Source organism: Roseivirga echinicomitans (assembly GCF_001592935.1).
Lineage (GTDB): Bacteria > Bacteroidota > Bacteroidia > Cytophagales > Cyclobacteriaceae > Roseivirga > Roseivirga echinicomitans.
Map to the genome: position 1 here is coordinate 236635 of NZ_LRDB01000002.1, position 25846 is coordinate 262480.

Consider the following 25846-nt stretch of genomic DNA (forward strand, 5'->3'; position numbering starts at 1 on the left):
ACTTTTTTGATTTCAAGAAGGTTTATTTAATACAGCATCCTGAATTTTATGGTGTGATCAATTTTCTTCAACGATTTGCTTAGCTCTTTGCCATATTGCTTATTAATGTCGGTAATCACATAACCAATGGCTTCATTCGTCTTTAGGTATTGACCCACAATGTTGGCGTCAAATTCAGCCAAAGTATTGTTGATCTTAGCCAAAACCCCAGGTCTGTTTTTATGGATATGAATGAGCCTGTGGGCATCTTTCAGTGGAGGTAAGGTAATATTTGGAAAATTGACACTATTCTCTGTATTTCCTGTGTTGATGTAATCCATGATTTTCCGAGGAACAAAATCAGCAATGTTTTCTTGCGCCTCCAAAGTGCTTCCGCCAATATGTGGCGTAAGTATGGTGTTGGGTAAACCCATGAGTTCCGAAGTAAAAGGATCGTTGTTGCTATTCGGTTCTTCTGGAAAAACGTCAACTCCCGCGCCAATGACTTTCCCGCTCAAGATGGCTTCTTTCAAAGCAAGGATATCAACCACTGGACCACGTGCCAAATTCAGAAAAATAACGCCATTCTTCATCATCTGAAAATGCTCACGAAGAAAGAAGTTTCCGTTTTCTGGTCGGCCATCAATATGAAGTGAAACCACATCCGCAACGGCCAATAGCTCCTCCATTGTGTCGCATTTGGTGGCGTTGCCTAGTGCCAGTTTTTCAACCAGATCGTAATAGTAAACATCCATTCCAAGGTTTTCTGCCAAAACAGAAAGTTGTGCTCCAATACTTCCGTAACCAATAATGCCTAATTTTTTACCTCGAATTTCAAAGCTGTTTTTAGCCGTTTTCGACCAAATGCCTTGATGCATATCTCGGTTCTTATCAGAAATGCCCCGCATCAGGCTAATCATTTCGGCAATGGCCAATTCTACCACTGAACGTGTATTGCTAAACGGAGCATTAAAAACTGGGATTCCAGCCTCTAGCGCTGCCTCAATATCTATTTGGTTGGTGCCTATGCAGAAAGCACCAATGGCCATCAGTTTATCGGCTTCTCTAACCACTTTGGCTGTCACTTGTGTTTTTGATCTTAGGCCTAAAACGTGAATGCCTTTGATTTTCTTACAGAGCTCATCTTCGTCTAAACCTGCGGGATAGCTTTCAACGCTAAAGCCTTCTTCTTTTAATTTAGCCAGCGCATTAGGGTGAACACTTTCTAGCAAAAGCATTTTAATACGGTTTTTGGGGTAGGATAGGGCTCCGCTCATTTTTTTGTGGTACAAAATTTCGTCAAAACTTGGGGCGATGTGATCGGCATGTTTCTTTACAGGTTCGCGCTCTACATTTTCGGTATAAGCATAAAAGTTATTGGCCATTCCGGCTTGACGCACCTCGTAATCGGTGTAGCCATCGCCAATCATATTGATTTGACCTTTTAATTTTAGTGCTTCAATTTGCTTTACTTTCCCTCCATTTATGGAAAGAACGTTGTTGCGGTTGAGGTCGATGATGTTACCTTCTTCGTCAAAAATCATGTCGTTGGCAAAAACATGATCGGCTTTAATGCCAAATTTGGTGACTACGGGAACAATAAACTCCTTGAAGCCATTCGAAATAATGAAGGTGTCTTCAGGGTGCTCGTCAAAGAAAACTCTATTCCTTTCGATGGACTTTGAAACCAGTTTTGACAGTCGGGAGATTAGCTCTGGAAGGTGTGCTCTGTTACCGTTTAATAACTGAATACGAGCAATGAGTGATTCACGTAGTGACATTTCACCCGCCATTCCTAAGTCGGTAATGTCTTTGATTTTCTGTAATCGAGTGTTCCTTTCTGGATGGTTCGAAAGCGAAATTTCTCCTAAAATATCAAGCGCTTCAACTTTTGTAAACGTGCTGTCAAAATCGATTACAAAATATTGTTTTTCTTCCTCTTCAACCTTCATTCTACTTTTTCCCTGAGATTAATTGCTTGCATTGGTTTCCGAAAACACCAGCTATTCCAGCAGCAATTCCACCGACAACTCCTGTAATCAGAAATAGTAAAAAGGTGTTCCCTTCTAATTGAAGAAGCACCGCTATTTTCTTGGTCAAGGTAAAGTCGTTTGGTTGCGCCAGAAACCATGCGTTCACGACCCAAAGTAAGGCGATTGCCAAGAAGGGAACAAAGAAAGAAGAGGCCTTTTTTAGTCCTACAATGGCACCCATAGTAAAGCCAGCGATCATTACTGACCACCAAGGAAGAAAAAGGCTTAAAATAAAGGCAATAACAACAGTTAGAATAATATTGATGAGCGTTTTCATTACTTGGCAGGGCTTAGGTTTTGAGAAAAAAGGATACGGTCTGAAGCTTGGTCAGCTGATTTCATAAAGAAGAGTGGAATGTATTCTCCAGCGGTCCAGCGATCAATCATATTGTCATAGAATTTGCTACCTGGGTTTCCTGATTGTCCACCTGGGTAAATGCCAAAAGCATTGGGTTCATCTCCCAGCTCTACAATCATGCGCCAAGAAGGCCCATGATTTTGGCTTGTAGCGTTTACAATCCCTGAATTCCCACCAATCGGTAAGTTGAATCTAGAAAAGGCCGGTTGTGCTTGCAGCAAATGGCCAACGTAAGTGCCTTTGTAATCCATCCATTTTAAGGACTTCCCGGTTCTAGACTGCCAAACGGTGAGGTCTTGCACAGCATCTCTAAACGACTGGAAATAAAGATCTTTGGCGGTTTCTATTTCTGGGGTTTCTTTCCTGTCAAACCAAGCGTAATTTGGTTGATTTTTTAATAACCAGGTAGTTTGGTAGGCGCTTGGGCGATCTATACTAACATCTAGGTTGTAAAGTTCATCCCATGTCATTCGGTATAAGTTGCTCCACCATTTTTCCCATATCGTGGCTGCTTCAGCGTTTATGCTGCTATTAAAATCCCAATCTTCGATTGTAGAGAGCATTTGTGCTTCATTGGCAGTGAGTGAACTTCTGTCCATGCTGTCGAGCATGGTAGGGATCAATTCTGCTGCTTTTAGGCTGAAGGTATTGCTCTGTAGATCCTTAAAGTCTTGAACCCCAAACTTCTCTTTGCTTCTGAAAAAGTTGTTGATTACACGGTTGCGATAGGTTTCATAACCATCATCATATACATAGTAAGGATATTTTTCATCCGTAGGGTGTTGGTTGGCAGAACTTACAAAACCCCTTTCAGGGTTTTTTACATAAGCATTCTGGTTTTGAGGAATGAACGCTTGCCATTCGTATCTAGAGTCTGATCCATCCATCAAGAACTTGCCTTGTTCTGCCCACTTATTGGCCAACTCGCCTTGCACCCAAAGGGCAATATCTCCTTCACGTGAAGCGAATACAAAGTTTTGCGCTGGTGCAGTGAAATGCTTTAATGCTGCCGCATATTCATTATAGTTCTTTGCCTTATTTAAATCCAGAAAAGTCTGTTGGTTATTGTTGGGTAGATGACCTCCCCATTTCATAGCATAACCCACTTTTTCGCCATTTCCTTTGTGAGTATGGTCATAGGTTACAGGGCCGTAATGCGTATAAATAACCGTATCATACACAACAGGCTCTCCTTTTACTTTAATTTCTTCGATTACCTCCGTAGTTGCTCTCCAAGTATCATCATACTTGTACGCTTTTCTAGACGCATCTTGAAACTCAATTTTGTACCAATCTTTCACATCGCGTGTAGCATTGGTCACTCCCCAAGCTATGTTTTGATTGAAACCAATTATGACTCCTAATGCACCAGGAAGCGTAGCACCAAAAGTGTTTTTTTCAGGGGTGGCCAATTGCATTACATACCAGATGGAAGGTAAGTTGAGCTGAAGGTGTGGGTCGTTGGCTAAAATAGGGTTGCCTGAAACGGATTTAGCAGGAGAGATCGCCCAGTTGTTACTTCCGTTGTGTGGATTGGGTTTATCCATTGTCTCTTTAATGAAATCGCTAGGGAAATCAACATCAGGTTTTTCAACCTTTTCAACATCAAAACTACTCCAGTCCCTTTCTTGAGGAATTACAGGGTCTTGATCCGTATAAAATTCAGGGAACAGTAGATCGAAGGTTTCCTTCCCAAATAGCTTTACAAAATTGGTGTTTTCTAAATCGGCATCGCCTCCCGCCAACATATCCGTCATGTACATCAGAAGGAGTGCGGTTTTCTTTGTCGTCCAAGGTTCTGGCTGATAGTCAAGTATTTTGTATTCCACAGGAAGCTCTCCTACACTCAAACTTTCTATGTATGCATTGATTCCGTCTCGATAGGCTTCAAGCAGTTTGACTTCTTCAGGATGCTTCATCATCTCTTTTAAAGCATTGTCAGCTCCAAAGCCCATTCCTTTTCTCCGTTGACCTCTGTCGTATTCAATGGCCGCTTCGCCAACTATCTCAGAGAGCCTGCCGCCCGAAGCAAAGGTTTGAAATTCTAGTTGCCAAAGGCGGTGTTGAGCTGTTATGTACCCCTGTGTCCTATAAAGGTCTTCATCATTTTGAGCAAACACATGCGGAATCAATGATTCATCATAATTCACAGTTACTGGATTTTTTAAGCCTGGGATTTTCAAGACCTCCTCTGCCACATCAGATTCTGTAATTTCATTTTTCCAGAAACCTTGGTTCGGACTTAAAAACTTCCCCATAGGAGGGATATCCCCGAATTTAGTATTCAATCCATAGAAAATGCCAAGGGTAAAAAGTAGGCTGACTAAAAACTTAACAGACTTCATAAAGCAAGGAATTGATGTGTGTCTTAAATATAGGGGTTAATGTTGGAATCGGAAGAAGAGTGGTGCTCCAGTTTTGGCTCTTAATTGAAAATAGAACCATTATGTCAGACAAAAAAAACATTCTACATTTGTCTAAACCTAAAGTTGTGAGAATATCCACTGAGATTGCTGAAAAAGCCAAAAGAATTAGAGCCATTATTTTCGATGTTGATGGGGTGCTTACAGATGGCCGCATCATTTATAATAATGAAGGCATGGAGTCTAAGGAATTCAATGTGAAAGACGGTCAAATCATCCAACATTTAAAGCTTCACGAGATATTAACTGGTGTTATTACCGGGCGTGATTCCCAAGTGGTAAGAAACCGTTGCAATGAATTAAAAATAGATTTTCATTACCATGGAGTAAAAAGAAAAGGAGAAAAATTTGAAGATGTATTGATGGAGTTTGGGTTGAACACGGAGGAAGTCGCCTTTATTGGTGATGACATAAACGATCTGCCTATCCTTACAAAATGTGGCTTAGCCGCAACACCAGCAGACGGACACTACAAGGTGAAAGAGCATGTTGATCTAATTCTTCAGGCAAAAGGAGGCGAAGGGGCATTACGAGAATTGGCTGATTTGGTTTTGGAGACTAGAGGTTTTTATGAGTTAATTATTGAAAGACAGTTAAGAAATGAATAAGTTTGGAAAGGGGTTTCGCTTAAGTGACAACGTAGAAGTGGGGAACGGCAAGATGGTGCTGTTCTCTGGCCCATGCGCGGTTGAGAACTATGATATTTGTGCACAGATTGCAGAGACCTTAATAGCAATTTGTTCTGAACTGGACATCCAGTATGTATTTAAAGCTTCATTTGATAAAGCCAATAGAACCTCTGTTGATTCATTTAGATCAGTAGGGTTTGAAGGGGCTTTGGACGTACTAGCAAGGATCAAAGCAAATTATAACGTACCAATAGTGACTGATATTCACGAATCATATCAAGCTTCTCCTGTGAGTGAAGTGGCGGATGCGTTGCAAATCCCGGCTTACCTGTGTAGGCAAACGGACTTACTGGTTGCGGCTGGTAAAACGGGTAGGACGGTAAAAATAAAGCGAGGGCAATTCATGGCTGCTGAGGATATGGAATACGCAGTAAACAAGGTGAAGTCTACTGGTAATGAGAAAGTTTGTCTTACGGAACGGGGTGTATCCTTTGGCTATCATAACCTTGTAGTAGATATGCGCTCACTACCTGTTATGCGTCAGTTTGCTCCCGTTATTTTTGATGTAACACACAGTGTACAGCAACCCGGAGGGATGAATGGTAAGTCTGGAGGGCAGAGAGAATTTGCTCCTTATTTAGCTCGTGCAGCAGCAGCGACTGGCGTAGATGGCTTTTTTATTGAAACGCACCCTGATCCATCAAAAGCTTTAAGTGATGGGCCTAATTTGATTCCTTTAGATAAAATGAGAGACTTTATGAAGATGCTCAAAACTGGTTTTGAGTATGGGAATAGTCCTGATAATACCATACTTTAATTGATTAAACTGAACAAATGGTAAAGAAATTTCTCGGACTAGTTGTTTTAATAATTACAGTGTCTTCCTGCATTCCTAATGAGAATGTGATATTATTTCAGAACAAGGGGCCGGATGAAGCCCTTGAATTAAACACACTGATTACGCCACCTAGGTCTGAGTATTATCTACAACCACGAGATATGTTGTCAATCAACTTTTTCTCCAATGTTGAGTTAGCTGTAGAACCTTTTAGACAGTCAACTATTGATGTTTTAGGTGGAGGAGGCCAAGAAGGCGGTGGGCAACAATCATCGGGACAATCTTTTGTGATTGACAACAATGGCTATTTATTAATAAATACTTTACAACCAGTTAAGGCCACTGGCCTAACAACAAAGGCACTTAAGGATAGTCTGGAGAAAATAATACGCAAGGAAAAAGGGATCAGAGATATCTCAATAAATGTGAGCTTAGCAGGAATTCGATATACTACAACTGGCGAGATTGGAGGGGGGCAGCAACTGATTGCGGGTAGTGAGGCTAATTTGATGGAAGCTATTGCTAATGCAGGGGGCTTAACTATCAACGCGGATCGCCAAAAGATGCAGTTGATAAGAAATTATGAGGGCGGTTTTAAAGTGCATGAGATTGATGTTACTCAGAGGAATTTGATGCTTACTGAGTTTTGGTATATTAAACCTGGGGATATTATTTATGCTCCCCCACTAAAATTACGTGAAATCGGGGCTGGTGATAATTTCATGTCCCAATTAGGAACTGTATTGGGGCTGATTTCAGCTGTGATTTTTTTATCTAGTTTGACTGGTAAATAATAGGATGGGAGATTTCGAAGAGCTTTTTGGTCAAGGGGAGAGTAAAACAAACGCAACGGCTTTTAACCCAAAAGAAGTGGTTTTTAAGTATATCCGCTTATGGCCATTATTTATTATCTCCACGTTCATGTTGTTACTTGCTGTATATATTTATCATAGGTATACGACAGAGAGGTTTAGTGTAAGAAGCACAATCCTCATTCCCGAGAAAAACCGAGATATTGATCAGAGTATTTTGGCACAATTTAGCTTTGACTTTGGGACTGTTTTTTTGAATGAGATTGAAATTTTGAAATCGAAACCTTTGATTGAAAGTGCTCTCGACAGTCTTGATTTTGATGTTTCGTTTTATTCTAAAGGGAGAATAAAAACGATTGAAGAATACCAAACTCTGCCTTTTGTGATTCTTTACGACAAGAACCATGAACAGCCTTATGATCAAGAGTGGAAACTTGTTTTTTATGAGGGGAATGAGTTTAGTATTGGGCGAGGCGGAGAAGAAGGTCTTGAAAAGAAAATCCGCTATCACCCAGATGGGTGGATCGAAAGTGGGCAATACCGATTCAAGGTGGAATTTAAAAATTTTGCCAACTTGGCTGGCAAAACATATTTTTTTAAAATAAACAGTAGAACAAGCCTTGTTAGTAGCTTTCAAAGTCGTTTAGATGTAACTTATTTGAAGGCTTTCAGTTCTATTGCTGTTCTTACGCTTACTACAGATGTTCCTCAAAAGGGTGTTGATTTTTCGAATAAGTTGCTTGAAGTTTATCAAAGAAGAGAACTCTCTTTGAAAAACAGCAAAGCGGAAAAAACCATTGCCTTTATCGATGAGCAAATGGATACCTTAGAATTCAGCTTAAAAAAACTAAGCACAGAGAGGTCTGATTATAGAATTGAGAATAGATTTCTGGATTTAGCGAGTAAAGGATCAGAACTTTTGTCAAAAATAAATGAGTCTGATTTTGAGATAAGGAAACTAGAAAGACAGGTTACTTTTTTGAATGAATCCCTTAATAAAATTGCGAATAACGATAGTCTTCAAGATCTCGTCTCTCCTTCATTATATGGCATTGAAGACACGTATATTAATCAATTCACAGATCAAATTAGTGAACTCACATTGCAGCGTTCAGCATTGCTTCAGTATTTGGAAAAATATAACAGCACAATCAAGTCATTAGATCAGCAGATAGGTCAAGTTCAGAGAAATTTAAAGAGTTATGTTAAACTAAAAATAGATGAACTAGAAGGTCAACTCAAGGCATACAAGGATGAGAATAAATTGGTTGAAACGGATTTTGAAGATTACCCAGTTGTTGAGAGAGATTACTTGGATATTGAGAGGAGATTTAATATTGTAAACGGAATTTATACTAACCTGCTTCAAAGGAGACAAGAGGCCTCAATTGTAGCGGCTTCCAATGTCGCTAATTCTGAGATTGTAGATCCCGCTGTACTACCTTCAAGCCCATACTCCCCTAATTATAAACTCAATTATTTAGTGGGAGGAACTTTGGGCTTGATTATTCCATTGTTGTTCATTGTTCTCAGAGAGCTTACTTTTAATCGTATAGAGACAAGAGGGCAGATAGAGCGAATTACTTCCCTCCCAATAATTGGTGTAATTGGGCATAATGAATTAAAATCGAACCTGGCTATTTTTGATAAACCCAAATCGATAATTGCGGAAACCTTTCGTTCATTACGTTCTAACCTCCAATACTTAAGTGGTGAAAATGAACTACAGACTATCCTTGTAACCTCAGGCTCGTCAGGTGAGGGTAAATCCTTTTGTTCTACCAACTTAGCTTCCATCATGGCAATCACTGGTAAGAAAACGGTTCTTGTGGGTTTAGATTTGAGGAAACCAAAGCTTTTTGATGATTTTGGTTTAACAAATGATATAGGGGTTTCCAATTATTTAGGAGGCTTTGTTGAAATGGAAGATATCGTTATTCACACTGAGTTTAATAACTTGGATGTGATTTTCGCGGGGCCTGTGCCGCCAAATCCAGCAGAGCTTTTAATGGGAAAAAAAATGGAGAAGTTGATGGCATACTTAAAATCTGAGTATGAAATTATCATTGTCGATACCCCTCCAATTGGTATTGTAGCAGACACTTTTAGCTTACTGAAATATGCAGATGTCAGTTTGTACTTAGTACGGCACCTCTATACACAACAAGATTCTTTAAAACCTCTGAATGAATACGTAGAAAAAGGGATTGTTAAAAACATGGCCTTAATTCTCAATGATTTTAAATCTAAAACTGGCTATGGCTACGGCTATAATTATGGCTACGGTTACGGTTACGGTTACGGTTATGGCTATGGTAATCAATATGGTGGCGGGTACTATGAGGAACCTGAGACTAAGGTGAAAAAGAGTTTGATTAAAAAGAGGTCATCTAAGAAATAATGAAAGCTTACTCTGCCGTATTTGCAATGCTATTACTTATGGTATATGGTCAGTTGATATTGAAATAACGGATATTGAAATATGGGAGCCTTCCCGTAGGGTTAAAAACAAATGAAATCTTTCTGCTTAAGCTTTTTTTGGATCCTTATATTTTATCCAGTTTTGTTGCTGCTTTTTTAGCTTCCATATTTTGAATGGCTCCCATGATCAAACTAGAGCTTTCAAAAGCTTACTCAGTTATGAGTTTGGCGCCTGTGCCCTTGTTTTTTATTAGGTATTCTAGTGTTGAATGAAAGTTACTCTCACGGTAAACTGATAGGATTGATATTGATTAGACTCGTTGAATATGAATTTTAGATTATTAAGTATAATAAAGGAGGAGTAGCATTTAATTGTTAGTAACCCTAGTTCTGGGTAGGTACTGTGTAATTTGGACTGCAGGTTAAAAGGCTCTCTTTTTGAAGTAAATTGTTAGAATGAATTTTTTTAAATCAGATATCGTAGGCTATTTTCTGTATTTCTACAAACAGTTGAAATACAGGGTGTTTGTTGTTATAGTACTCAGTATTATAGTAGGAGCTCTGGATGGTTTAGGATTGGCTATGTTTCTTCCACTACTTCAAATGGTTAACAAGGGGAGCTCAGCAGAAAGTCAAGATTTAGGACAGTTGGACTTCATCCCACGTGGAATGGATCGGTTAGGGTTACCTTTTGAGCTCATTTCTGTGTTATCACTGTTGTGCATATTTTTTATACTCAAGGGGACTGCAAAATACTTTTCAGGTTTATACAATGTAAACATCCAGCAGTTTTATGTAAAGAAGATTAGGCTTGGCTTACTTAGCGGTGTTAAATCTATGTTTTTCAAGTCTTACATGACAACTGATATGGGGCGCATTCAGAATACTTTGACAGGTGAAGTGGGCCGTGTAATGGTGGCTTATACCGCCTATTTCTCTGCATTGCAGAACTTAGTTTTAATGCTGGTGTATGTTTCTTTTGCCATTTTTATTGATATCAAGTTTTCATTTCTAGTTGTTATCGGGGCATTATTGACCAATGTCTTATATAGAAAGATATATAAACTCACTAGAGGATCATCGCATAGAGTGACGAGTTTATCACATGATTTTGAGGGTTTTCTAATACAGTTTGTTCAAAATTTTAAGTATTTGAAAGCTACTGGGCTTTTGAACAAGTATGAAAAAAGACTCTCCGGTTCGATCGTTAATATTGAAAAAGAGAACAGAAAAATCGGCACCCTTAATGCACTTTTAATTGCGGTGAAAGAACCGATATTAATCGTGGTAGTCTCTTCTGCAATTTTGATTCAAACGATGGTTTTTGAAGAATCATTGGCTCCTATTTTAATTAGCTTACTGTTTTTCTATCGCTCTTTAGGTACTTTAATTGCAGTGCAAAACGATTGGAATAAATTTATTGCAAGAATAGGGTCTCTAGAAAACTTGATTGAATTTCAAGAGACTTTGAGTACATCAAAGGAAAATGATGGAGAGGTTAGTTTAGTGTCTTTTAAGAAAGAAATCATCTTGAATGGCTTAGACTTCTCTTTTGATGATCAACAAGTTTTGAGAGATGTTAACTTAACCATTCGAGCCAAAGAAACTGTAGCTTTTGTGGGAGAGAGTGGTGCAGGAAAAACAACTCTTATTAATGTTGTTTCTGGCCTAATGCCGGTTGGAAAAGGTGAATTGACATATGACGGTATTGATAGCTCAGTGTTAGAAAAAGCCTCCTTACAAAAACGGATTGGTTATATCACTCAAGAGCCAGTAATTTTCAGTGATTCCATATTTAATAATGTCACCTTTTGGGACGAAAGAAATAGTGATACCCTAAAAAGATTTGAGTTGGCCGTTAGAAAAGCGGCTATGGAAGAGTTTATGGAGCCCTTACCTGAAGGACTTGATACCAAGTTAGGTGATAATGGCATTAATTTGAGTGGTGGCCAAAAGCAGCGTTTATCAATAGCGCGTGAGCTCTATAAAGAGATTGACCTATTGATTTTGGATGAGGCAACATCCGCTCTTGATTCAGAAACGGAGAATTCAATTAAAAGAAACATTGAGGACCTGAAAGGAACACTAACTATTTTAGTTGTAGCGCATCGCTTGTCAACCATTAGGAATGCCGATAGGATTGTTTTGATGGATAAAGGGAAAATTGAGAAAGTCGGTGATTTCGATACACTCAAGAGAGAGTCTTCAAGATTTAAAAGAATGGTTGAGTTACAAGAATTTTAATTTAATAACATTGAGTAAAGTAGCTTTTATACCAGCTCGGGGAGGGTCAAAGAGGTTGCCTGGAAAGAACCTAATGAAGTTTTCAGGAAACCCCTTACTATACTATTCCATTATGTTTGCTATTAAAAGCAAAACCTTTTCCCATATCATAGTATCTTCAGACGATGATGAAATATTGAAATATGCGGAGTCATTTGGGGTGGCGGCCCTTAAACGACCTGATAGTATTGCAGGAGATTTTTCACCTACAATTAGTGCCGCACAACACGCTTTGGCATCATTGGATAGTATAGATGTTTCGGCCTTTGTAACCTTACAGCCAACCAATCCTGCGAGAGTATTCGATCATCTTAATCAATCACTAGAGAAGTTTTATAGCTCAGAAGAATCTGCGGTCATTACCGTTTCAGAGATGAACAAGAAGCTAGGGGTATTGAAGGAGGGGAAATGGCAACCTCAATTTTACAAGCCAGGGCAACGAAGCCAAGATATTGAAAAGCTCTACTATGAAAATGGCAATCTTTATATATCTAGACCTGAATTTATCCGTTCAGGGAATATCTTTGACACCAACAGTGAAACCTTGGTAATTGATGCAATACCCTATGCTATTGACATCGATACCATGGAAGATTTTATTATCGGAGAGTCGGTTTTCGCCACTTACAGATCACGCATAGATTACTAGCATTATACACTTATTATATGTTTGAGATTCAGGGAAGAAAGATTGGGTATGATTACGATCCTCTGGTGATTGCAGAGGTAGGCATCAATCATGGAGGTTCGTTGACTGTAGCTAAAGAAATGGTAGATGCAGCCCAGAGAGCTGGTGCAGAAATCATAAAGCACCAGACCCATATAATTGAAGATGAAATGTCTTCAGAAGCAAGAAGTATCAAGCCTGGAAACGCTGATATTTCCATTTATGAAATAATGCAGCACTGTGCCCTCAACGAAGAGGAGGAAATCGAAATGCAGCGCTATGTTAATTCGAAGGGTATGATTTTCATGAGTAGTCCTTTTTCTCGTGCCGCTGTAGATAGGCTGCAACGAATGGATGTACCAGCTTTCAAAATTGGCTCTGGAGAGTGTAATAATTACCCCTTACTGAATCATATTGCCTCACTGGGCAAACCTGTGATTTTAAGTACTGGAATGAACACTATCGAATCTATTAAGAAAGCCACCTCGATTTTCGAAAAACACAAGGTGCCATTTTGTTTGCTGCATACCACAAACCTATATCCAACGCCAAACAGCCTAGTAAGGCTTGGAGCTATGGTGGAAATGTCCAATCATTTCCCGGGTATTCCATTTGGCCTTTCAGACCATACACTATCAAATCATGCCTGCCTCGGGGCAGTAGCATTAGGTGCCAGCATATTGGAGAGACATTTCACTGATCATATGCAACGAGTGGGGCCAGATATTATCTGTTCTATGGATGAAAAAGCATGCGCTGACCTGATCGAGGGTTCAAAGATTATAAAACAACAGAGGGGTGGACTAAAAGGGCCTTTAAAGGAAGAGCAAGTTACAATCGACTTTGCGTTTGCTTCGGTATGTACGATAAATCCGGTAGCAAAGGGCGAAAAATTCACCAAGGATAACCTCTGGGTGAAACGACCTGGGACGGGTGATATTAAAGCTGAACTCTATGAGTCGGTAATTGGTAAAGTTGCTAGTCGAGATTTAGAGAACGACATCCAACTTAAGCTTTCTGATATTTCTGAAGGATGAAAAAGAATATTGTATTTCTGACAGGAACTCGGGCGGATTTCGGTAAGCTCAAATCTTTGATTGACGTATGCGAAGCACATGATCAGTTTAGCGTGAGCTTATTCGTGACGGGTATGCATATGCAAGCTCAATACGGCTATACTGTCGATGAAATTTTAAAATACGGCTATTCGGATATTTATAAATTCATTAATCGTACCAATGAAACTACCATGGATCAGACTTTAGCCAAAACGATTTCAGGCTTTTCTGATTATATAAGAGAAAATAAACCAGACTTGGTTGTGGTACATGGTGACAGAGTAGAGGCCTTGGCAGGTGCTACTTCTGCTGCCCTAAACAATATTCTTGTGGCTCATATAGAGGGCGGAGAAGTCTCAGGAACTATTGATGAACTAATAAGACATGCCGTGAGTAAAATGTGCCATGTGCATTTTGTATCGAATGAAAGGGCGAAGAAAAGGCTTATGCAAATGGGCGAACTTAACGAAAGTACATTCACCATTGGAAGTCCAGACGTAGACATAATGTTTTCCGATAAACTCCCTTCAATTGCCATGGCCAGGGAAAGGTATGAAATTCCATTCGATGATTTTGCAATACTAATGTTCCACCCAGTTACTACCGAGAATGATAGAATGGCAGAATATGCTCGATTAGTCGTAGATGCTGTATTGGAATCGGGCCTGAATTACGTGGTCATTTATCCTAATAATGATTTAGGCTCGTCTGATATTTTGAGAGAGTATAAAAGACTAAGAGGATTGGATAGAATTAAAATATTCCCTTCGGTACGCTTCGAGTACTTTTTAACCTTTCTGAAAAATGCGCAGTTTATCATGGGTAATTCCAGCGCTGCCATTATGGAGGCTCCATATTACGGCCTGCCTGCCATTAACATTGGAAACCGTCAAAATAATCGCTCGGAAAACACTGATTTAATACATTGTGGCTATGACAAAGCGGTACTGCTTGAGGGCATTAAACAGGCGTTGAACTTGAACCTGACACCTATCGAACTTTTTGGGGAGGGCAAGAGCTGTGAGAAATTTATGGATGTCTTGCTGACTAAGAAATTCTGGGGCATCTCAAAACAAAAACTGTTCAACGATATTCATTAATGCATAAACTTAGGTTAATAGCCAGACTAGATGTTAAAAACGAATTTGTCATTAAAGGGATTCATTTAGAGGGGCTTCGGAAGATAGGGAACCCTAATGTATTGGCTAAAAAATATTACGATGAAGGCATTGATGAGATTGTATTCATGGACGCTGTGGCCAGTTTGTATGGTAGAAATAACTTGTTTAATATCATTGAACAAGCCTGCAGAGAGGTATTTATACCAATAGCCATTGGTGGTGGCATAAGGTCATTAGAAGACATAGAACTGGCGCTTAGGGCGGGCGCAGACAAAATTGTTTTAAATACACAAGCTGTAAAGACTCCTCAAATCATTTCGGAAGCCTCAAGAGTTTACGGTTCCCAGTGCATCGTGGCCTCAATCGAAGCTAAGTTTAAAGGAACCAATAGGTGGGAGGTTTATGTAGACAACGGTAGGGAAGAAACAGGACTTGACGTAATTGAATGGGCCAAAAAGTTGGAGGACCTAGGGGTAGGTGAGATAATGGTTACCTCGATTGATCAAGAGGGTACAAAAAAAGGTTTTGACCTTGATCTTATTGATCAGGTGAGTAATGTGGTGAGCGTGCCTGTGATTGCTAGTGGAGGGGCTGGCAAGATCAACCATATTGTAGAGCTTAAAAAGAAAACTACAGTGTCAGCTGTCGCAGTAGCCTCTCTCATTCATTATAACATTCATTCAATTTCAGAGATAAAAGAAAGTGTTATCTCGCAAGATATACACATGAGGTTATGATAAAAGTTGCAGTATTAGACTACGGCATTGGCAATGTGAGAAGCATTACCAATGCACTAAACAGTATTGGTGCAGAGCCTATACTAACCTCTGATAGTGAGCTCATCCTGTCTGCTGATGCGTTGATCTTACCTGGAGTAGGGGCTTTCGCAAAAGGCATGCAAAATTTGAAGGATAGGAATTTAGTAGGACTGATTCATCAATTCGTAAATTCGGGAAAACCGTTTCTTGGAATATGCCTTGGGATGCAAATGTTGCTCGATGAAAGCGAGGAGTTTGGATTGAATGAAGGGCTTGGCCTGATCAAAGGAAAGGTAGTCAAGCTTCCGTTAAAGTTGGGTAATGAAGAAAAGTTGCCACATGTATCATGGAATGAAATCTTACCTCCAAGCCATGGTAGGTGGAATAATACGCTTTTGGAATCGACAGCACCTTCATCAGATGTATATTTTATTCATAGCTATGTAGCCTTGCCAGCTGACCAAAGCGATGTGCTTAGTCATACTTTTTATGGGGACGGGTACTTTTGCTCTGCTGTACAGAAAGATAATATAACCGGTTTTCAGTTTCATCCTGAGAAAAGTGGTGTTCTGGGATTAAAAATGTTAAGTGAATTTATTGAATCAACAAGGAAAATAAACTATGAATCAAACTGAAACTTTTTTTGGGCTTCCTGCAGAAGTGAAATTTTGTAAGAAATGCGTTATTTCTAATCAACGACCTAGTTCAACTGTTGAATTTGAGAATAAGAAAGGTGAGAAGAAGGAGGTAATTGATTTCGATGAGTATGGAGTTTGTTCTGCTTGTAGGTATAATGAAGAAAAGGACCAAGGGATAGACTGGAGCCAAAGGGAGGAAACCCTTATGAAGCTTCTTGATAAATTCAGAAGAAACGATGGACGCTATGATGTAATCGTACCTGGCAGCGGAGGAAAGGATAGCGCTTATACTGCCCATATTTTAAAGCATAAATATGGTATGAACCCGCTTACTGTTACTTGGGCACCACATCTATATACTGATATTGGCTGGAAGAACTTTACTAATTGGATGCATGAGGGAGCGTTGGATAACATCCTCTACACTCCTGATGGAAAATTACATAGATACCTGACCAAGTTGGCCTTTCATAATTTACTACATCCTTTTCAGCCATTCATTATTGGTCAAAGAATTATTGGGCCTGCAATGGCTGCGCGCTTTGGTGTGGAATTGGTAATGTATGGAGAAAATCAAGCAGAATATGGTAATAAGGTAGATGAGAATAACATTCCGACCATGGATACCAAATTCTTCTCGGTAGATGACCCTATGAAAATGAAATTGGGCGGTATAAGTATGGCTGATTTGATCGATCAGCATGGGTATAAAATGAATGACTTTACACCATATATACCTACCAAGCCAGAAGTACTCAAAGAAAAAGGTATTCAAGTGCATTATCTGGGATATTATCTGAAATGGGATCCGCAGGAGTGTTACTATTACGCAGTTGAGAATACTGGATTTCAGGCCAATACTGAGCGTACAGAAGGAAGTTACTCTAAGTACAGTAGCATAGATGATAAAATCGATCCATTTCACTACTATACTACCTTGATTAAGTTTGGCATTGGCCGTGCCACCTATGATGCAGCACAAGAGGTAAGAAATGATAAAATTACCCGTGAAGAAGGGGTGTTATTAGCACAAAAGTTTGATCAGGAATTTCCAAAGCGCTTTTTTCAGGAGTTTCTTGAATACATCGATACCACCGAAGAGGAATTCTGGGAAACAATAGAGAAAAATAGATCCCCCCACCTTTGGGCAAAAGAGGCGAATGGAGAATGGAAACTGCGATATACAGCCGCAGGTGATGGTTTAGACGATTGAGTATTACACATGAAGAAACTAAGAGTATTACAACTTGCTAGTTACCAAGGGAATATTGGAGATAATGCCAATTTAACAGGCACTAGGAGAGCATTGATGAAAAACTTAGATTTCAAACTTGAGTTTCACGACTTAGAAATCCGAGAGTTCTTCTGGAAAGAGCGTTTTTATGATGTTAGCTTTGCCGACACAGTGAATGAGTATGACTTGTTTATTTTTGGAGGAGGCAACTTTTTCGAGCTGTGGGTAGATCACTCATCTAATAATACTTCCGTTGATATAGACATATCAATTTTAAAGAAGATCAAAACACCAACAGTCTTCTATTCACTTGGAATGGACCCTGGGATGGGGGTTTCAGAAAAGGGTGTCTCCAAATTTAAAAAGTGGTTAGACTACGTAATAAGCCAAGAGCGCTTTGTGCTCTCTCTTCGAAATGATGGCTCTAGAAATGTAGCAAAGAAATACCTAGGTAACTCTTATGCTAAGCACTTTCACTTCTGCCCAGATGGAGGGCTCTTCACTGAAGTACCCTCAGCAACTCATCCTGAGATTGAAGAGGGAATGATCAACGTAGGAATGAACTTGGCTGGTGATATGATGGATGTTCGTTTTCCAATGGACACCACAGAAAGTATTGACTCAAATACCTTCTTAACGGAGTTAGGTCAAATGTTTAACAATCTATTCAATAAACACGATGACTTGAGACTGGTGCTCTATCCTCACATTTATAAAGATTTAGAGATTATCTCTAGGTTCACCTATAAGATGAATGACAAGCAAGTCCGAAAAAAAGTATCTTGTGCTCCTTATCTCACTGGTTTCGAAGGTCAAGATTATATTTTTGATTCTTATCTAAATTGCCAGCTCATTATGGGTAATAGGTTTCATACTAATATTTGTGCTATGGGGCTTAACATTCCATCCATAGGCTTCATTAACTATCGTCAAATTCATGATTTTTATGAAGAAATAGATATGTTAGACAGGAGTGTAGAAGTTAATATGAAGGGCTTCAGTAAGGATTTGGAGCTTATGATAGAAGATACGCTTACAAACGGTAAAGAGGTAAAGAAAGCCTATTCGGAGATAACCAATGGTTTGAAGGATGAACTAAATAGTTTTCATTTTTACCTCAATAACTGGCTTAAACAGATCATTGGTCATTAGGAAATGCTTTACTTCATTCACTATACGGAATGCATATCCATATTGTTCAAAACTAGGCTTAGCTAAAATGGATTACTGAAACTCCTACTTCAATGATTTGTAATTACATCATTGAAGTAGATTGCTTTAAATCTTTTCATATTCTTTTTGATACATTATTGAGCACTCTACGTCATGTCTGATTCTATAGAATATAGGTTTACTCCTAACCAAAATGTGTATCAAAATGGAGTTGTGACAGCTCAGGAGCTGGATAAAATTACAGCCAAAGCAGAGTTTGTGTTAAACGACCTTCATTCAGATATCCAGATTGGTTTCCTGCTCAAGGAGTTAATTGGTCAGGTCTTTTCTGAAAATGAAGTATCGAGTGATAAGGTCTTAAAAAGAAGACCCTCTTTATTAAGACTATTTCTAGTCGCTTTATTTCAGGTAGTCAAAGCAAAAAATAAAGCTTCAGAAGATGTAAAATTACTTCTGATTAGAAACTCAAATAAGTACCACTTCAAATCTTTAATCAACCCTATTCATGATAGGTTTCAAGCAAAATCAGATTTGATGGTTCACTCAGATAAGTCTTTCAACGGAATCACACAGAAACGGCTGTATTACCGTGAGGTATTTAAGTCATTATATATTTCATGGCGCGTTAGTAAAAGCGCAAATGAGACATTAAGAAGTATGGGCTTCTTAATACCCGAATCAGAAATTCGTTTCGAATTATTCAAAAATTTGATGGGTTATTATTCTGCATTAGATTTATGTGAGAGAAGAGGCTATAAGATGATCTTGGTTGATACTGATCGCGGCAATTCTTTGGCCACTTCATTTTGTCTGGCGGCATCTAAATTGGGCATTAAATCTGCCACCTTACAACATGGTGCCATTGACATGGTGATAGGCTATTACCCCGTTATAGCTGATGAGATGTGGTGTTGGGGCGATTTTCAGAAAAGACTTTTAGTTGTCGCTGGATTGGAAGAGTCTAGGATTCAAAATATAGGAAACCCAGTAGCACAGCGTAAGCCTTTTAAAGAAAAGATGAGCATGATAATAGGCTTTGGATTGTCAGGGGGGCACGTGATAGATATAGAAAAGAATATTATCCTTTGGCTCTTAGAACAGGAGAGTCTAAAGGACTTTGAAATTTTAATAAAAATTAGGCCTTCTCAAGCTGTACAGCCTTGGATGTTGAGTAATCCAAGGCTTGGAGTTTATGAGACAGAGCAGCGTACCGATGCGAATAGTGAGTTTTTCAAACAAGTAGATTTACTCATAGTAACGATTAGTAGTATTGGCCCGGAGGCGGTTGCTAGTGGTGTTCCTCTGTGGGTGTATAAAATATCAAGCATAGACCTTAAATTGGATGAGTTATTCGTGAGGACAGGCCTTTTCCCAAATATTTCAGACCCTCTTGAATTAGAGAGGGAATCGACAAGTTTGAAATCGGATGGTTCGAAATACTTGAAAGAGCTTTGGTCTACACAAAGTAACTTCATCATGAATGACTATTATTGCGCTGTAGGCAATATGGCCGTTGAAAATATATGTGAAGGCATACAACAAGAAATTAGAGATTCCAATTAAAGCATAGCTTTGCTAAGCTTTATGACTTTTGAAAGAAGATTAAGTCGTTAAGATGAAAAATAAAACTATTCTTATTACTGGTGGAACAGGCTCTTTGGGCAGGGCCTTAACCTCACATATTCTTACGAACTTCCCTGATGTAAAAAAACTCATCATATTTAGTCGAGATGAACAGAAACAGTTCCAGATGGCCCAAGAGTTTCCGGAATCTGAGTATCCGCAAATTCGTTTTTTTATAGGAGATGTGCGTGACTATGAGCGTTTAAAAAGGGCATTCCAGCAGGTAGACCTTGTCATACACGCGGCTGCAATGAAGCATGTACATATTGCAGAATACAACCCAGAAGAGTGTATTAAAACCAATATAGATGGGGCTCAGAATGTAATCAATGCCTGCTTAGCCACGAATGTAGAAAGGGTTGTGGCCCTCTCTACAGATAAGGCTTGTGCACCAATTAACTTATATGGAGCTACAAAACTTACTTCGGATAAGCTGTTTATCGCTGCCAACAATATTAAGGGGACCAACCCCATCAGGTTCTCTGTAGTTCGCTATGGAAATGTAATGGGATCTAACGGGTCAGTTATTCCGTTTTTTATTAATAAAAAGTTAACGGGTGTTTTGCCGATTACAGATGCCAATATGACCCGCTTTAACATCAGTTTGCAAGGCGGAGTAGATATGGTCATGCACGCTTTGGGACACGCCTTAGGAGGAGAGTTATTTGTGCCTAAAATACGATCTTACCGTATTATGGATGTAGCTGAAGCGGTTGGTCCAGAGTGTGAGAAGCCGATTATCGGAATCCGCCCAGGAGAAAAAGTACATGAAGAGATGATTACATCGTCAGATTCATATAATACCTATGACTTGGGTAAATACTATGTTATTGTACCAACAGTGCCTACTCGACCTTTAAGAGATTTTTTAGAGCAGAATAACCACAAGAAAGTTGAGGAAGGATTTAGTTATACTTCTGATAAGAATACGGAGTGGGAAACGATTGAAAGTTTACGTGCATTGATTATTGAACATGTGGATCCTAGTTTTAAGGTTTAATGAGTGTTAACATTCCATACGGTCGTCAGAACATCACCGATGAAGATATCCAAGCGGTGGTTGATGTTTTACAGTCTGATTACCTTACCCAAGGGCCAGAAATCTTCAAGTTTGAAAAGGCATTTGCCGATTACGTAGGAAGTAAATATGCAGTTGCTGTAGCCAATGGTACAGCAGCACTACACCTATGTACGCTAGCACTTGGGGTAAAAGAAGGAGATAAGGTGATCACCACTCCAATTACTTTTGCGGCTTCTGCCAATTGCGTTCGTTATTGTGGAGGTGAAGTGGTCTTTGCCGATATTGATCCGGATACTTATTTATTAGATATCAATAAGCTAATGACTCTCTTAGCGTCTGCCCCTAAAGGAACATACCAAGGAATTATCCCAGTGGATTTTGCGGGAAGGGCAAATGATTTAGAAGCGTTCCGTGTTTTAGCCGATGAATATGATTTATGGATCATAGAGGATGCTTGCCATGCTCCAGGAGGTTATTTTACTGATTCTAAAATAGTGAATCAAAATTGTGGAAATGGCAACTTTGCTGATTTAGCAATCTTCTCGTTTCATCCAGTGAAACATATTGCAGCTGGTGAGGGAGGAATGATTACCACAAATGATAAAGCACTTTATGATAAATTATTAACGCTCCGCACCCACGGTATTACCAAGGACTCATCTCAATTTAAAAATGATTTGGATTTAGCAATAGGTAGTACTCAATACTCAACACCCAATACTCAGTACCCTCTTTGGTATATGGAAATGCAAGCCTTAGGTTATAACTACCGCCTGACCGACTTTCAGGCGGCTTTGGGCTTGAGCCAATTGAATAGAGCAGATGCAGGACTAGTAAGAAGAAAAGAGATTGCAAAAACCTATTTTGAAGAATTTCAAGGGAAATCGTTCATCAAGGGGCAATCAGGAGTGGTAGAGGGGCATGCGTATCATCTATACGTGATTGAGGTCGAAGACCGTTTGGGGCTGTATAACTTTCTAAGGTCAAAAAATATCTTTGCCCAGATTCATTATATCCCTTGTCATCTGATGCCTTATTATAAGCAGTATGGTTGGAACGAAGGTGATATGCCATTTGCTGAAAAGTATTACTCTCAATGTTTGAGTCTACCCATGTATCCGACATTAGCCGATAGTGAATTAGGGTTCGTAATTGATACCATACTCAGTTTTTATGAAATCTAGTCAAAAAGAGGCCTTTTTGGCCTATGAAGCCAACGCTTGGTTCGAAAGAAACTTTAAAGTTATTTCTAATTATTTGCCTGAAAATGATCGAGTAGTTGGGTTGATTGAAGAATATGGACTGAAACCAGCAAGTGTATTAGAGGTAGGCTGTTCTGCTGGATACCGATTGGAAGGAATTCGATCTCGGGTTTCAGGTTGTAATGTTTATGGAGTTGAGCCGTCTACACAAGCTATTAATTACGGTAAATCTCACTACCCAAAGGTTAATTTTTTAAATGGGACAGCGGATGATTTGAGTGAGTATGGGGATGAATCTATGGACATTGTTATTGTAGGTTTTGTTTTTTATGTAGTGGATAGAGCAATACTTTTCAAAGTTATTGCTGAGATAGATAGAGTTTTAAAGAATGGAGGGGTTTTGATTATTGTGGATTTCTTTTCAGAAAAGGCACTTATGAATGCCTATCACCACATTCAAAATTTTAGTGCCTTCTCTTTCAAACAGAACTATGATGAGGTATTTACGGCCTCTAAATTGTATTATCTGCTGGATAAATCGACCTGGAGTCATTCAGATAAAGGGCGTGATGCTTCAGATAATTATCACGACAAGTACAGCATATCGTTATTGAAAAAGGATATTAGTGCAAGCTATAAGTAAACTTGTCTTAGGTACAGTTCAATTTGGCTTGAACTATGGTGTCAATAATAAATTGGGGCAAATGACTGTTGCTGACGCTCATAAAACCCTCGATTTAGCACTAAATGCTGGTGTAAGAACTCTGGATACAGCAGCAGCCTATGGTACGTCAGAACAGGTAATTGGAGATTATATTAAGACGAAGGGTCAAAACCCATTCAATATTATCACAAAACTCGCTTTGAAGAATGGAGAAACTTGGGAAAGCTCCCTTGAGAATAGCTTTAGCAATTTAGGTGTGGATAGTATTGACACGCTAATGTTTCATTCCTACAGAGATTATTTAGAAACCAGAGGGGAGATTCAAGAAATTTTGGTTACTCAAAAAGGTATAAAATTTCAAAAGTTAGGAGTCTCTGTATACACGAATGAAGAATTGGAAGCTGTTGCGCCCGATAGAGACATTGACCTAATTCAGTCTCCCTTCAATCTTTTGGATAATCACCTCCACCGATCTGGTGCATTAATGAAATGTAAGAAGCATAACAAACAAGTGCATACGAGATCTGCATTTTTACAAGGCCTTTTCTTTATGAAAAGAAATGATATTCCAGAAAAAATAAAGCCTCTATATAAGGAAATAGAAGCGGTTAAAGCCATCTCAGAAAAAGCAGGAGTGAGTATTGGTGCTTTGGCTCTAAACTATGCTCTTTCGAAACCTTATATTGATGGGGTATTAATTGGGGTAGACAGTTTAAAGCAATTAGAACAGAATCTGCGTTGGGCACAAACTAAAAATCTAGAGTCATATTTTGAAATGATTGACAACATAATGGTTCGAGAAACCTCTTTGCTTAACCCCGTAAATTGGAACTGATGAACGTGATTATTGTAACTCAGGCTAGAATAGGGAGCTCTAGGTTACCTCGTAAAATATTGAAAAGGATAAATGACCAGAGTTTACTTGAAATTCATCTTTCACGATTAAAGAAATCAAAACTAGCGACAAAGATTATTGTGGCTACTACTTTTGAGTCAGGGATAGAAGAAGTAATTGACATAGGAAAGAAAATGGCGGTGGATGTATTCCAAGGTGCTACGGACGATGTATTGGATAGGTTTTATCAAAGCGTCAAAGACTTTACACCAGATTATATTGTTAGGGTAACTTCAGACTGCCCTTTAATTGACCCTGAGTTAGTAGACAAGGTAATAGAAATTGTAAAGGCGGAGAATTTAGACTATGCTTCAAATGGACTGGAAGAGTTATATCCTGATGGACAAGATGTTGAAGTGTTTTCTTTCAACGCGTTAAAAAAAGCTTGGGAAGAAGCTAAACTTCCATCTGACAGAGAGCATGTGACTCCATATATTCGAAAGAATACTGATTTTATGGGAGGAGAACTTTTTAAGGCGCAGAATCTGGCTTGCGAAAAAAATTACAACCAAATCAGAATGACTGTCGATGAATCGGCCGATTTCGAAGCAATGGAGACTTTGATTAATGAGTTAGGGGTGAATGAGCCTTGGCAAACATATACACAGTATATAATAAGACATTCTGATAAGTTCAAGAATCAGTCTATTTACAGAAATGAAGGATATTTAAAGTCGTTGCAAAAAGATAATTTATAATACAATAATGGGTACAGGGCAAGAACTTTATAAAAAAGCAAAAACATTAATCCCAGGAGGGACAATGCTATTATCGAAAAGGCCAGAAATGTTCTTACCTGAAAAATGGCCTTCATACTTTAGTAAGACCAAAGGATGTCAAGTTTGGGATCTGGACGATAACCAGTATTTAGATATGTCCATCATGGGAATCGGTACGAATATTTTAGGATATGGGAATGATACTGTTGATAATGAGGTGCATAGGGTAGTGGCACAAGGTAATATGTCAACTCTCAATTGCCCTGAAGAAGTTTATTTAGCCGAAAGGCTAGTTGAATTACATCCATGGGGCGATATGGTAAGGTTGGCACGAAGTGGTGGTGAAGCCAACGCGATAGCCATTCGTATTGCTAGAACTGCCTCAGGTAAAGATAAAGTGGCCATTTGTGGTTATCATGGTTGGCATGACTGGTATCTCTCTGCAAATCTAGGAGATGCTGCTGGTTTAGACGGGCATTTATTGCCAGGCCTGAACCCAGGTGGAGTCCCCCGGAATTTAAAGAATACCGTGCTTCCGTTTAATTACAATGATATTGAAGGCTTAAAGGCTTTGGTACAGAATAACCCTGATTTAGGAGTTATTAAAATGGAAGTATCCAGAAACATGGGGCCTGAGAATAATTTTTTACATGAGGTTAGAAGTTTAGCGACTAAGAATGGAATAGTATTAGTTTTTGATGAGTGTACTTCTGGTTTTAGACAAACTTTTGGTGGTTTACATAAGATATATGGTGTTGAACCGGACATGTGTATGTTTGGGAAAGCTTTGGGTAACGGTTACGGCATCACTGCTATTTTGGGTAGGCGTTCAGTGATGGAGGCTGCACAGAAAACATTTATCAGCAGTACTTTTTGGACAGAAAGAATAGGGCCAACAGCAGCTTTGGCAACATTGGAAGTAATGGAGAAAACTAAATCATGGGAAACCATTACCGAAATTGGCCTCAATATTACACAACGATGGGCTGATTTAGGTAAAAAATATGAATTGAAGTTAAGCACGGCAGGCTTGCCAGCCCTTACCTCTTTTTCCATAGCATCTGAGGATTGGTTGAAATATAAAACTTTGATTACCCAAGAGATGCTGAAGAAAGGCATCCTTGCTTCAAATAGCGTGTATGTCTGTACAGAACATAAACCTGAGTTTGTAAATCGCTATTTTGATGAACTAGAATCGATTTTTAATACTATTTCAGATTGCCAAAAGGGTGATGTCGATATAAATTCATTGTTAGAAAGCCCTGTATGTCATGGCGGTTTTAAAAGATTGAATTAA

22 protein-coding genes are annotated in these 25846 nt (G+C 39.0%); 19 read left to right on the top strand and 3 right to left on the bottom strand.

Annotated elements, in window-relative coordinates:
• Window positions 1–26: 26 nt before the first annotated feature.
• Genes serA through AWN68_RS04565 form a run of 3 tightly spaced genes read right to left on the bottom strand, consistent with a single transcriptional unit; the run spans window position 27 to window position 4715 of the window.
• On the bottom strand, window positions 27–1931 hold the full coding sequence (gene serA, locus AWN68_RS04555) for a phosphoglycerate dehydrogenase (protein ID WP_068412073.1): 1905 nt from the start codon (window positions 1929–1931) through the stop codon (window positions 27–29).
• A gap of 1 nt (window position 1932) precedes the next feature.
• A complete protein-coding gene (locus tag AWN68_RS04560; RefSeq protein WP_068412076.1) occupies window positions 1933–2289 on the bottom strand; it encodes a hypothetical protein in 357 nt (118 codons plus the stop codon).
• The gene (locus tag AWN68_RS04565; protein WP_068412079.1) at window positions 2289–4715 is read right to left on the bottom strand and encodes a penicillin acylase family protein; all 2427 of its coding nucleotides are present in this window, start codon (window positions 4713–4715) and stop codon (window positions 2289–2291) included. The genes AWN68_RS04560 and AWN68_RS04565 overlap by 1 nt, the downstream gene beginning before the upstream one ends.
• Window positions 4716–4729: 14 nt before the next feature.
• Here AWN68_RS04565 and AWN68_RS04570 point away from each other — a divergent pair, with 14 nt between their 5' ends.
• The 19 genes from AWN68_RS04570 (at window position 4730) to AWN68_RS19115 (ending at window position 25846) form a co-directional block, all read left to right on the top strand.
• A complete protein-coding gene (locus AWN68_RS04570) occupies window positions 4730–5401 on the top strand; it encodes a KdsC family phosphatase (protein ID WP_317038915.1) in 672 nt (223 codons plus the stop codon).
• Complete coding sequence (gene kdsA, locus AWN68_RS04575) at window positions 5394–6239, top strand: 3-deoxy-8-phosphooctulonate synthase (RefSeq protein WP_068412081.1); 846 nt, start codon at window positions 5394–5396, stop codon at window positions 6237–6239. The genes AWN68_RS04570 and kdsA overlap by 8 nt, the downstream gene beginning before the upstream one ends.
• Before the next feature lie 17 nt (window positions 6240–6256).
• Window positions 6257–7054, top strand: a complete 798-nt coding sequence (locus AWN68_RS04580; RefSeq protein ID WP_068412083.1) for a polysaccharide biosynthesis/export family protein — start codon at window positions 6257–6259, stop codon at window positions 7052–7054.
• A 4-nt stretch (window positions 7055–7058) separates the two neighbouring features.
• Window positions 7059–9473 carry a GumC family protein gene (locus tag AWN68_RS04585; RefSeq protein WP_068412085.1) on the top strand — a complete coding sequence of 805 codons (2415 nt, stop codon included), beginning with the start codon at window positions 7059–7061 and terminating at the stop codon, window positions 9471–9473.
• A gap of 476 nt (window positions 9474–9949) precedes the next feature.
• Window positions 9950–11737 (top strand): ABC transporter ATP-binding protein, encoded by a 1788-nt coding sequence (locus tag AWN68_RS04590; protein ID WP_068412087.1) that lies wholly within the window; start codon window positions 9950–9952, stop codon window positions 11735–11737.
• Window positions 11670–12425 (top strand): acylneuraminate cytidylyltransferase family protein, encoded by a 756-nt coding sequence (locus AWN68_RS04595; RefSeq protein ID WP_262501363.1) that lies wholly within the window; start codon window positions 11670–11672, stop codon window positions 12423–12425. The genes AWN68_RS04590 and AWN68_RS04595 overlap by 68 nt, the downstream gene beginning before the upstream one ends.
• Before the next feature lie 17 nt (window positions 12426–12442).
• Window positions 12443–13480, top strand: a complete 1038-nt coding sequence (locus AWN68_RS04600) for an N-acetylneuraminate synthase family protein (protein ID WP_068412090.1) — start codon at window positions 12443–12445, stop codon at window positions 13478–13480.
• Complete coding sequence (gene neuC, locus AWN68_RS04605; RefSeq protein WP_068412091.1) at window positions 13477–14601, top strand: UDP-N-acetylglucosamine 2-epimerase; 1125 nt, start codon at window positions 13477–13479, stop codon at window positions 14599–14601. Before AWN68_RS04600 ends, neuC begins: the two co-directional genes overlap by 4 nt.
• Window positions 14601–15359 (top strand): imidazole glycerol phosphate synthase subunit HisF, encoded by a 759-nt coding sequence (hisF, locus tag AWN68_RS04610; protein WP_068412096.1) that lies wholly within the window; start codon window positions 14601–14603, stop codon window positions 15357–15359. The genes neuC and hisF overlap by 1 nt, the downstream gene beginning before the upstream one ends.
• Window positions 15356–16015: an imidazole glycerol phosphate synthase subunit HisH gene (hisH, locus tag AWN68_RS04615; RefSeq protein WP_068412099.1), complete on the top strand. Its 660-nt coding sequence runs from the start codon at window positions 15356–15358 to the stop codon at window positions 16013–16015. Before hisF ends, hisH begins: the two co-directional genes overlap by 4 nt.
• A complete protein-coding gene (locus tag AWN68_RS04620) occupies window positions 16002–17231 on the top strand; it encodes an N-acetyl sugar amidotransferase (protein ID WP_068412102.1) in 1230 nt (409 codons plus the stop codon). The genes hisH and AWN68_RS04620 overlap by 14 nt, the downstream gene beginning before the upstream one ends.
• Window positions 17232–17240: 9 nt before the next feature.
• Window positions 17241–18404, top strand: a complete 1164-nt coding sequence (locus AWN68_RS04625) for a polysaccharide pyruvyl transferase family protein (protein ID WP_068412104.1) — start codon at window positions 17241–17243, stop codon at window positions 18402–18404.
• Between the two features lie 174 nt (window positions 18405–18578).
• Window positions 18579–19988 (top strand): hypothetical protein, encoded by a 1410-nt coding sequence (locus tag AWN68_RS04630; RefSeq protein ID WP_068412110.1) that lies wholly within the window; start codon window positions 18579–18581, stop codon window positions 19986–19988.
• Between the two features lie 52 nt (window positions 19989–20040).
• Window positions 20041–21048, top strand: a complete 1008-nt coding sequence (gene pseB / locus AWN68_RS04635) for a UDP-N-acetylglucosamine 4,6-dehydratase (inverting) (RefSeq protein ID WP_068412113.1) — start codon at window positions 20041–20043, stop codon at window positions 21046–21048.
• Window positions 21048–22253 (top strand): UDP-4-amino-4,6-dideoxy-N-acetyl-beta-L-altrosamine transaminase, encoded by a 1206-nt coding sequence (gene pseC / locus AWN68_RS04640; RefSeq protein WP_068412115.1) that lies wholly within the window; start codon window positions 21048–21050, stop codon window positions 22251–22253. Before pseB ends, pseC begins: the two co-directional genes overlap by 1 nt.
• Window positions 22243–22914 carry a class I SAM-dependent methyltransferase gene (locus tag AWN68_RS04645; protein ID WP_068412118.1) on the top strand — a complete coding sequence of 224 codons (672 nt, stop codon included), beginning with the start codon at window positions 22243–22245 and terminating at the stop codon, window positions 22912–22914. The genes pseC and AWN68_RS04645 overlap by 11 nt, the downstream gene beginning before the upstream one ends.
• Window positions 22898–23770 carry an aldo/keto reductase gene (locus tag AWN68_RS04650; RefSeq protein ID WP_068412119.1) on the top strand — a complete coding sequence of 291 codons (873 nt, stop codon included), beginning with the start codon at window positions 22898–22900 and terminating at the stop codon, window positions 23768–23770. Before AWN68_RS04645 ends, AWN68_RS04650 begins: the two co-directional genes overlap by 17 nt.
• A complete protein-coding gene (locus AWN68_RS19110) occupies window positions 23770–24528 on the top strand; it encodes a cytidylyltransferase domain-containing protein (protein ID WP_221405697.1) in 759 nt (252 codons plus the stop codon). The genes AWN68_RS04650 and AWN68_RS19110 overlap by 1 nt, the downstream gene beginning before the upstream one ends.
• Before the next feature lie 7 nt (window positions 24529–24535).
• Window positions 24536–25846 carry an aminotransferase class III-fold pyridoxal phosphate-dependent enzyme gene (locus AWN68_RS19115; protein ID WP_221405698.1) on the top strand — a complete coding sequence of 437 codons (1311 nt, stop codon included), beginning with the start codon at window positions 24536–24538 and terminating at the stop codon, window positions 25844–25846.